8 protein-coding genes are annotated in these 9,601 nt (G+C 36.9%); 7 read left to right on the top strand and 1 reads right to left on the bottom strand.

The features are described from left to right. Window positions 1–232 precede the first annotated feature (232 nt). From uxaC to BIV60_RS27125, 7 genes are all read left to right on the top strand, one after another. Complete coding sequence (uxaC, locus tag BIV60_RS27095; protein WP_071358768.1) at window positions 233–1,636, top strand: glucuronate isomerase; 1,404 nt, start codon at window positions 233–235, stop codon at window positions 1,634–1,636. Between the two features lie 87 nt (window positions 1,637–1,723). Further along, window positions 1,724–3,136 (top strand): NADP-dependent phosphogluconate dehydrogenase, encoded by a 1,413-nt coding sequence (gene gndA, locus BIV60_RS27100; protein ID WP_071358769.1) that lies wholly within the window; start codon window positions 1,724–1,726, stop codon window positions 3,134–3,136. 208 nt (window positions 3,137–3,344) lie between these two features. After that, the gene (locus BIV60_RS27105; protein ID WP_071358770.1) at window positions 3,345–4,244 is read left to right on the top strand and encodes an AraC family transcriptional regulator; all 900 of its coding nucleotides are present in this window, start codon (window positions 3,345–3,347) and stop codon (window positions 4,242–4,244) included. After that, the gene (locus BIV60_RS27110; protein WP_071358771.1) at window positions 4,241–5,131 is read left to right on the top strand and encodes a sugar phosphate isomerase/epimerase family protein; all 891 of its coding nucleotides are present in this window, start codon (window positions 4,241–4,243) and stop codon (window positions 5,129–5,131) included. The genes BIV60_RS27105 and BIV60_RS27110 overlap by 4 nt, the downstream gene beginning before the upstream one ends. Further along, window positions 5,131–6,291, top strand: coding sequence for a Gfo/Idh/MocA family protein (locus BIV60_RS27115; RefSeq protein ID WP_177177410.1), 1,161 nt, complete (start codon window positions 5,131–5,133; stop codon window positions 6,289–6,291). The genes BIV60_RS27110 and BIV60_RS27115 overlap by 1 nt, the downstream gene beginning before the upstream one ends. Before the next feature lie 68 nt (window positions 6,292–6,359). Further along, window positions 6,360–7,361 carry a Gfo/Idh/MocA family protein gene (locus BIV60_RS27120; RefSeq protein ID WP_071358773.1) on the top strand — a complete coding sequence of 334 codons (1,002 nt, stop codon included), beginning with the start codon at window positions 6,360–6,362 and terminating at the stop codon, window positions 7,359–7,361. Window position 7,362: 1 nt separating this feature from the next. Beyond that, the gene (locus BIV60_RS27125; RefSeq protein WP_071358774.1) at window positions 7,363–8,220 is read left to right on the top strand and encodes a sugar phosphate isomerase/epimerase family protein; all 858 of its coding nucleotides are present in this window, start codon (window positions 7,363–7,365) and stop codon (window positions 8,218–8,220) included. A 143-nt stretch (window positions 8,221–8,363) separates the two neighbouring features. Here BIV60_RS27125 and BIV60_RS27130 read toward each other — a convergent pair whose 3' ends face one another. After that, window positions 8,364–9,545 (bottom strand): ROK family protein, encoded by a 1,182-nt coding sequence (locus BIV60_RS27130; RefSeq protein WP_141770576.1) that lies wholly within the window; start codon window positions 9,543–9,545, stop codon window positions 8,364–8,366. Window positions 9,546–9,601: the final 56 nt, after the last annotated feature.

The following is a 9,601-nucleotide window of genomic DNA, read 5'->3' on the forward strand; positions in this document are numbered from 1 at the left end:
GTTTTAAATCTACCCTTATTATATCAAGTTCTTTCATAAATTAGCTGATATTATTCTATTAATTTGTAAAGAGTTAATTGACGGAAAAGGTTAAACGTGGTAAGTTTAGCTTATAATTAATTTGTTTATTAAACAAATTAAAGTAAATAATTTTAAAATTGAAGTTTATAGTAATCTGTAAGGGTTTACAGTTCGGCAAGGTTGAAATTCATATCATTAGGAGAGGATTTTTATGAAAAAGTTTTTGGATCAGGACTTTTTATTAAGTACAGATACAGCTGTTAAACTATATGAAAATGCAATAGTAGGATTACCAATATTCGATTTTCACTGTCACTTAAATCCACAAGAAGTTTGGGAAAATAAGCCATATGAAAATATTACCCAATTATGGTTGGGGGGAGACCATTATAAATGGCGAACAATGCGTATTCATGGTATTGGGGAACGATTCATAACAGGCGATGCAGGTGATTGGGATAAATTTGCGGCTTGGGCAGAAACAGTCCCGCATTTAGTTGGCAATCCCCTTTATCATTGGACGCATATGGAATTAAAAATGTTTTTTGGGATTGAAAAGCAGCTTAAGCCTGAAACAGCACGTGAAATTTTTGATGAATGTAATGCAAAACTAAAGAAACCTGATTTCAGACCAAGGGCATTTATTGAAAGATCAAATGTTAAGTTTATTGGAACAACCGATGATCCAGTTTCAACATTAGAGTTCCATCAATTACTAAAAAATGATGACTCGTTTAAGACGATTATTGCACCAACATTCCGTCCGGATGGGGCTCTTTTCATTGAACGCCCAACTTTTAAGAGCTGGATTGAGAAATTGGCTGAGGTTTCTGGTATCAACACAGATTCTCTTGATGGATTTTTAAATGCACTTAAACAACGTGTTGATTTCTTCCATGAAAACGGTGGCCGTGCATCTGACCATGATATTCAAAAAATGGAATACGTGGAAACAACGAAGCAAGAGATCGAGACTATTTTTAATAAACGTTTAAGCGGCGGAGAGCTCACAGATGAAGAATTAAAAGCGTACCGTGCATTTTTATTAACGGAACTTGGAAAAATGTATGCAGAAAAGCAATGGGTTATGCAGCTTCATATGGGAGCATTAAGAAACAACAATACCAAAATGAAAAATTTAATCGGTCCAGATACAGGATTTGACTCTGTTGGGGAATTTAATTTTGCGGAAGGATTATCTCGATTCCTAGATGCCCTTAATCAAGCGGATGCATTACCAAGAACGGTTTTATTCAACTTAAATCAAAAAGATAATGTCGTCCTTGCTGGGATGATGGGGAATTTCTACGACGAAGGTGTTCCTGGAAAAATTCAATTTGGTTCAGGATGGTGGTTCCTTGATCATATTGATGGAATGGAAAGACAAATGAAAGATCTTGCTAATGTAGGGATGTTAAGCCACTTTATCGGAATGTTGACAGATTCTCGCAGCTTCCTTTCCTACGCTCGTCATGATTATTTCCGCCGAATCGTATGTAATCTTCTTGGCGTTTGGGTAGAGAATGGATTAGTGCCAGCTGATATGGCAATTTTAGAGAACATGGTTAAAAATATTGGTTACTATAATGCGGAAAGATATTTTTTGGAAAGATAAGGGATAGGGCGTGACTTTTGAAGGACTCTCCTTAATAATAAAGGATAATGAACATTTATTGAGGAATATGAGAGAGAGGGATATTGAATGAGTAAACAACAAATTGGTGTAGTTGGCTTAGCAGTAATGGGGAAAAACCTAGCATTAAATATCGAAAGTCGCGGTTATTCCGTAGCTGTATTCAATCGGTCTTATGACAAAACTGAAGAATTTTTAAAGAACGAGGCAGAGGGTAAAAATTTTGTCGGTGCTAAAACAGTTGAAGAATTTGTTAATTCTTTAGAAAAGCCCCGTAAAATTTTATTAATGGTGAAAGCCGGTGCTGCAACGGATGCTACAATTGATTCCTTAAAGCCATTTCTTGAAGAAGGCGATATTTTAATTGATGGAGGAAATACATTCTTCCAAGATACAATTAGACGTAATAAGGAATTAGCAACAGCGGGCTTCCATTTTATTGGCACAGGTGTTTCGGGCGGAGAAGAAGGTGCATTAAAAGGTCCTTCCATTATGCCCGGTGGTAAAAAAGAAGCATATAATCTTGTGAAACCAATTTTAGAAGCAATTTCTGCTAAGGTGGAAGGGGATCCATGCTGTACCTATATTGGACCAAATGGTGCCGGCCACTATGTAAAAATGGTTCATAATGGAATTGAATACGGGGATATGCAATTAATTTGCGAAGCCTATTTTATTTTGAAGAATGTTCTTGGTTTAACTACTGATGAGCTTCATTCTGTATTTGCTGAATGGAATAAGGGTGAATTAGATAGTTATTTAATTGAAATTACAGCTGATATTTTCACAAAAGTAGATAAAGAAACAGGTAAACCAATGGTTGATTTAATTTTGGATACCGCAGGACAAAAAGGAACTGGTAAGTGGACAAGCCAAAATGCCTTGGATTTAGGTGTTCCGCTTCCACTAATTACCGAATCCGTATTTGCCCGCTTTATCTCTGCCATGAAGGAAGAACGTGTTAGGGCGAGCAAGATCCTCAAAGGACCAGAAGTGAGGCCATTTGAAGGCAAGAAAGAAGAATTAATTGAAGCGGTTCGTAAAGCATTATACATGAGTAAAATCTGTTCCTATGCTCAAGGATTTGCGCAAATGCGTGCAGCCTCTGATGAATATGAGTGGAACCTTCGCTATGGTGATATTGCGATGATCTTCCGCGGCGGTTGTATTATTCGTGCGCAATTCTTACAAAAAATAAAAGACGCTTATGACCGCGAACCTGAATTGGCAAACCTTTTACTAGATCCTTACTTTAAAGAGATTGTTGAAAACTATCAACAGGCATTACGTCAAGTTTTAGCTATTGCGATTGAACGCGGCATTCCGGTTCCAACGTTTGCAAGTGCGGCTGCTTATTATGACAGCTATCGTACAGAAACTCTTCCTGCTAATCTTTTGCAAGCGCAACGCGATTATTTCGGTGCACATACCTACCAACGTATAGATAAAGAAGGCGTCTTCCATACAAATTGGATGGAATAAGCTTCATTCATATAGACAATCCAACTGTCATAAGCTGGATTGTCTTTTTTTCTGAAATTTTATTTTAAAAAGCAATTTGAGTAAAATAAATACTAAATTTAAGCAGTATTAGAGAATGTTTTTACTGAAAAAATGCAATAAGATAAATATAGACCTTAGTGATTTTTTCTGAAATTGACAACGTTTTCTTGGTGAAGGAGGAAAAAGAATGGAAAATTGGATACTTGCTGATTACAGAATGCAGGGAATGCAAACTTCTTCCTTTGAATTCCATTCCCACCATGAATATGAGATTTATTTTTTTCATGCAGGAGAGTGTAAGTATTTAATTAACAATCGGATTTACGATTTACAGCCTGGAGATATTTTATTAATGGATGGTTTAATCTTGCATAAACCAAATCCAAGATTAGAAAGTCTGTATACAAGGAGTGTTGTCCACTTCTCGCCAACATTCGTGGTTGAGTTATTAGAAGTTCTAGGGGTACCTAATTTATTGGATCCTTTTAAAAAACTAAATAATTGGCTTCTCCGAACTGGGTATGATGAATCAGCGCGAGTGGTGGATGAGAAGATTGAACGGATTGCAAATCTTGTAGTGCAATGCAATAAAGAACGCCAGCATTCCATCCAAAAAGATGAATTATTAGAAGCTGAAATCAAGATCCAGCTAATACAGCTGTTGATTGAAATTTATCATATGAGTCAAAAAGAATTGGCTCAAGTGACAAGCAAAAGTACGGAAAAAGAAAAGCATGCCGAGAGTATTGCTTCCTGGATTAATGAGAATTACAAAGAGAAAATTAATTTGGATCGAATTGCCGGCGAATTAAATCTAAGTAAATATTATGCTTCACATGTTTTTAAAGAAATAACTGGATTTACCGTAATGGAATATGTGATGGGCTGCCGGTTGAATCAGGCTAAATTTCTATTGGAAATGGAACCGAATCATTCACTTGCCGAAGTAGCGCGTCAATCAGGATTTGAAAGTATTTCACACTTTAGCCGTTTTTTTAAAGAAAAGGTGGGCATTACCCCTACCCAATATAGAAAAAATATAACAAATACCACTTATCAAGAAAAGAGGAGGAACAGTCGACCATGAACAAGAATTTAATGATTTCCGGTTTTTCAGATGAAATCTCTTCGGACTTTGATACCCAGCTTGAAGTTGTATCGAAGCTCGGAATGCAATATATCTCATTGCGTGGTATCGATGGCAAAAACATTGGTGACTTTACAGTGGAAGAAATAAAGGAAAATGTTTTGCCGCGGCTCCAAAAGGTGAAAATTGGAGTCTCTTCCATCGGGTCGCCTATTGGAAAGATTTTTATCAATGATGAAGCAGGTTTTGAAAACCAAAAGGCTATGCTGGACAGGCTATGCCAAATTAGTAAAATACTAGATTGCAAGTATATAAGGATATTTAGCTTTTACATTCCAAAAGGGGAAGCGGCCGATCACTATCGGGATGAAGTAATCAGCAAGCTTAAGGTTTTTGCATCAATTGCGGAAAAGTACGATGTAATTTTATTGCATGAGAATGAAAAGGATATCTTTGGTGACATCGGCAGACGCTGCAAAAAGATTTTAAAAGAAGTTGGCTCTGCCCATTTTAAAGGGATTTTCGACTTTGCTAACTTTGTACAGTGCGGCGAGGATACTGGGGAGTGTTACGATCTGCTTAGAGATGAGATTGTTTATATCCACATAAAGGATGCTGTTACAACCGATAGCCAAAATGTTGTGTGCGGGACTGGTGATGGGAAAATACCTGAGCTATTGGCCCAATTTATACAAAGCGGTTATCAAGGTTTTTTAACACTTGAACCACATCTGGTTCTTTTTGATTCGCTAAAGGACCTAGAGCTTGAGGATGCTAAAGAGTTTATTAAGGATGATAAAGGTCTCGATGGTGCGGGCGGATACAAGCTTCAATATGAATCTCTGCTAACTATTCTTGAAAAAATTGAAAGTGAGGAGAAGAAATGATGGAAAATGTAAGATTAGGTATCATTGGAATCGGTGCACAAGGCGGAACCTACGCTGGTTTTATATCTGAAGGAAAAGTTGAAAATATGGTACTAGGGGCAATTTGTGATATTGACCCAGCTAAAAAGGCAATGTGTGCAGATAAATATCCTGATGTTCCTTTCTATGACAACTATATTGATATGCTTGAGAGCGGCAATGTTGACGCAGTAGTAACCACTGTCCCACATTACCTGCACCCAGAAATCGGCATCGAGGCACTTAAAAGAGATATTCATGCCCTAGTAGAAAAACCAGCGGGTGTATATACAAAACAGGTGAAAGATTTAAACGAATTCGCTGCAACAAAACCAGAGTTGACTTTCGGTATTTTCTTCAACCAAAGAACAAATCCACTCTATCAAAAATTGAAAGAGCTTATTGATAATGGAGAAATTGGTAATATTCGCCGTACAAACTGGATTATTACCACTTGGTGGAGACCACAGGGCTACTATGACCAAAGTGCATGGAGAGCAACCTGGGGCGGAGAAGGCGGTGGTGTTCTTGTAAATCAAGCACCACACCAAATCGATTTGCTTCAATGGATTTGTGGGATGCCTAAAAAAGTTTATTCCAATGTAAAATATGGCTATCAAAGAAATATCGCTGTTGAAGATGAAGTAACGACATTACTTGACTATGGCAATGGTGCAACAGGTGTCTTTATAACGTGTACACATGATATTCTTGGTACTGATCGTTTTGAGATTTTAGGAGATAAGGGGAAAATCGTTGTGGACGATAGCAAGAAAATCACCATCAAACGACTTAAAACACCAGAGCCGGAAATGAGTGCAACGATGAGCTGGGCTGATGTAATGAAAATTTTCACTGGTCAAGGCCCATCGGATGTATTCAGTGAAGAAGTTCTTGAATTTGAGAGCGTGTGGGGAGAACAACATATTGCAGTTTTAGAAAATTTCGCAGCAAATATCGTAAATGGAACTCCTTTAATTGCACCTGGCAGTGATGGTATCCACGGCGTTGCATTAGCAAACGCAATCCATCTATCAAGCTGGTTAGGTAAAGAAGTAGAACTTCCAATTGATGAAGAGTTATACTTTGCTGAATTGAACAAAAAGATTGAAGAAGAAAAAAAGAATCCAATTAAAAAATAATTGTTTTATTAATTCATTGAACTCATGGCCATTATGACCATGAGTTCGTTTTAAAAGGGGATGGGCTGATGCTTAAGACAGCGGTTATTGGACTGGGGGATATTTCTAAAATTCATATTCCTGCTATACAAGCAAATCCTGAGGCTAAATTGGTTGCAGTATGTGATATTGATGAAGCATTAATAGATTCAGTGCCTGGCGTAAATTTTTATACCGATTATCACGTAATGCTGGAAAAAGAAAAAATAGATTGTGTTCATATTTGTCTGCCGCATTATCTTCATTATCCAGCAACAAAATCCTGTGTGGAAATGGGGATTCATGTTTTTCAAGAAAAGCCTTTAACGTTGAATTATGAGGAAGGACTGGCTTTGGCAGCTCTGCAGGAGAACAATAAGGATATTAAAATCTGTGTTTGCTTTCAAAATCGCTACAATGAAACATTTGAAATGCTCCAAGAGTTAGTTGTCAGCGGGGAATATGGGAAGGTCATTGGCATTAAGGGGTTAGTCGCTTGGTTTAGACCTAAAGATTACTATCATGTAAAACCGTGGCGGGGGAAAATGAAGTATGCCGGCGGCGGTGTCATGATTAATCAATCCATCCATACGCTAGATTTAATGCACCTTTTAGGCGGTGAAATGGAATCAATCAGAGGGTCGATTGACCAACTGTTGGATTATGGGATAGAAGTTGAAGATACGGCAACTGCCCATATTAAGTTTAAAAACGGTGCATCAGGTTTATTTTTTGCTACGAATGCCAATGCGGAAAATTCCAGTGTTGAGCTTGAGGTCATTTTAGAAAAAGAAAAATTTACGATTAAAGACAGTATTTTAACCAGGGGCCATGAACAGAAAGAAGTATTAATAGAAGATACAAAAATGCCGGGTACAAAATTCTATTATGGTGCAAGCCATGTGAAATTGATTAACCATTTCTATTCTTGTATTGTCAATGACACCCAGGATTATGTAAATGTGAAGGATGCTCTGACATCGATGAAAATGATTGATGCGATTCGCAAATCATCAGAAGAAAAGAAAGCAATAAAAATGGAGGAATTTTAACATGCAGACAGCAAAAATTGGCGTTCAAATGTTTAACCTAAAAAATAAAATTGCAGAACTTGGTGTTTATGAAACCATGAGAAAAATTCATGAACTTGGATTTCATTATATCGAGGTAACGCAAATTCAAATGACAGAGGAAAATGTAGCGGAATTAAAAAGAGCGAGTCAAGATTTTAATATAAATATCGCCTCGGTTTCTGCGCCTTTGGACACCATGCCTGGTATGCCTGGAGAATCCTTGACCACGGATTTTGATAAAATTGTTAACGATTGCAAAACACTCGATTGTAACTTCGTTCGAATTGGGATGATGCCAATCACCTTAATGGGTCAAAAAGATAAAGCAATGGCGTATATAAAGGACGCTGAAGCAATGGCTGAGCGTTTAGCGGAGCATGGAATAGAATTATATTATCATAATCATCATATTGAATTTGAAAAATATGATGGAGAATGTTTGTTGGATATTATGAAAAACAATACATCGAAGCTTGGTTACGAGTTAGATGTTCACTGGGTTCAAAGAGGCGGTGAGAATCCAGTAAATGTGATTAAACGCTTTGCCGGACGCGTCTCCTTAATCCATTTAAAAGATTATCGAATTGGACGTATGGATGTAAACGAGGAAGACTTTAAAGATATGTCAAAGTTTATGCAGAAGTTTACAAACATCATTGAATTTGCGGAACTTGGACAAGGGAATCTTGATATCAAAGGAATTATTGAAGCGGGTGTGGAAAGTGGCGTTCAGTATTTCTTAATTGAACAAGATGATACGTATGGACGTGATCCATTTGATACGCTAAAAGATTCTGGAGATTATTTAAGAAATTTAGGCTATGGAGAATGGTTCTAAAATATTAATGAAAAAGCCAATTCACATTTTATTTTTGTGAATTGGCTTTTACTGGTTCTGAAAGGTGAAATGGGATATTTCATATTAAAAATAACCCAAAAGCCCTCAAATGTGAGGGCTTTTGGGTCTCTAATTAGGTGCATTTATGATAAAGATGTCTTCTTCTCATTATAGGTTAAACTTAATTCAGAAACTTCTAAGAAGTTTTTTATGGCCAGGGCGCAAGCGCCCATTATACATGCGCTATTTCCTAGTTCGGAAACAAGTAGTTCACAATAATGGCTGATCGTTGAAGTTAGGTGTTTTTTTATTTTTGTTACCGCATTTGGAACCATTAGAAGTAATTCGCTATTTACAACTAAAATCTCTGGATTATATAGGTTAATAATATTATTAAGGCCAATGGATAAATATTTAATGTATTGATCCATTAAATGACCAATATTCGGCTCTTGCTTCAAAAGTAAATGTTTGATGTCTCCATTTCTAAAATCAGGTTCATGGTTGTTTTCCGATAATTGTTTATAAAAGCTTGTTTCAGATGCATATTGTTCCCAACAACCCAAATTCCCGCAGCTGCACGGTTTTCCATCGGGAACAATGATCATGTGGCCAATTTCTCCAGCATATCCATGGCACCCTTTAAGAGATTCACCATTAACCATAATCCCAAGACCAATCCCTGAATACAAACTGATTGATAAAAGGTTCCCACATTGATGGTGTTTATAAACCTTTTCCGCTAATGAACACAAATTAGCATTGTTTTCAATCGATACATTGATTCCAATTTCGTTCATCAAGTCTTCTTTCAGGTTTTTATTTCTCCATCGATGTTGTGGGACAAAATAGATCATTTCATCGTTATTAACGATACCGTGAATTCCAATTACGACTCCGGCAAGACCATAACGAGTGTGGGCACATTGATGTTTATAATCCTCTATATGTTTAATCAATAGATCAAGGATAATATCGTAATCAGATGATTGGAGTTCAATTGTATTCGTCTGAAATGGGGCACCATTCATCGTTGACAAATTAAAAGTAATCGATTTTTTATCAAGGTCTATCCCTAAAACAAAACCTGCCTGTGGGTTAATCGAAAGCATAATTGGTCTTCTGCCGAGATTTTTATGTTCTTGCTGAGTTTCGATAATCAATTCTTCTGATAATAAATCTGATACCTGTACCGAGACTGTTGCTTTGTTTAATCCAGTGATTTTTGCCAAATCGGCTCTGGATATTAAATGAAGCTCGATGATCTTGCTTAAAATTAAAGCTCGATTCATCTTCTTGATGTACGAAGCATCTCCGGTGAGCAATGTAATACCTCCTTGCATTATTTATAAAGGCTATTTTCGCATAGATTGTTGTTTTT

This window comes from Bacillus sp. MUM 116, from assembly GCF_001866655.1.
Lineage (GTDB): Bacteria > Bacillota > Bacilli > Bacillales > Cytobacillaceae > Neobacillus.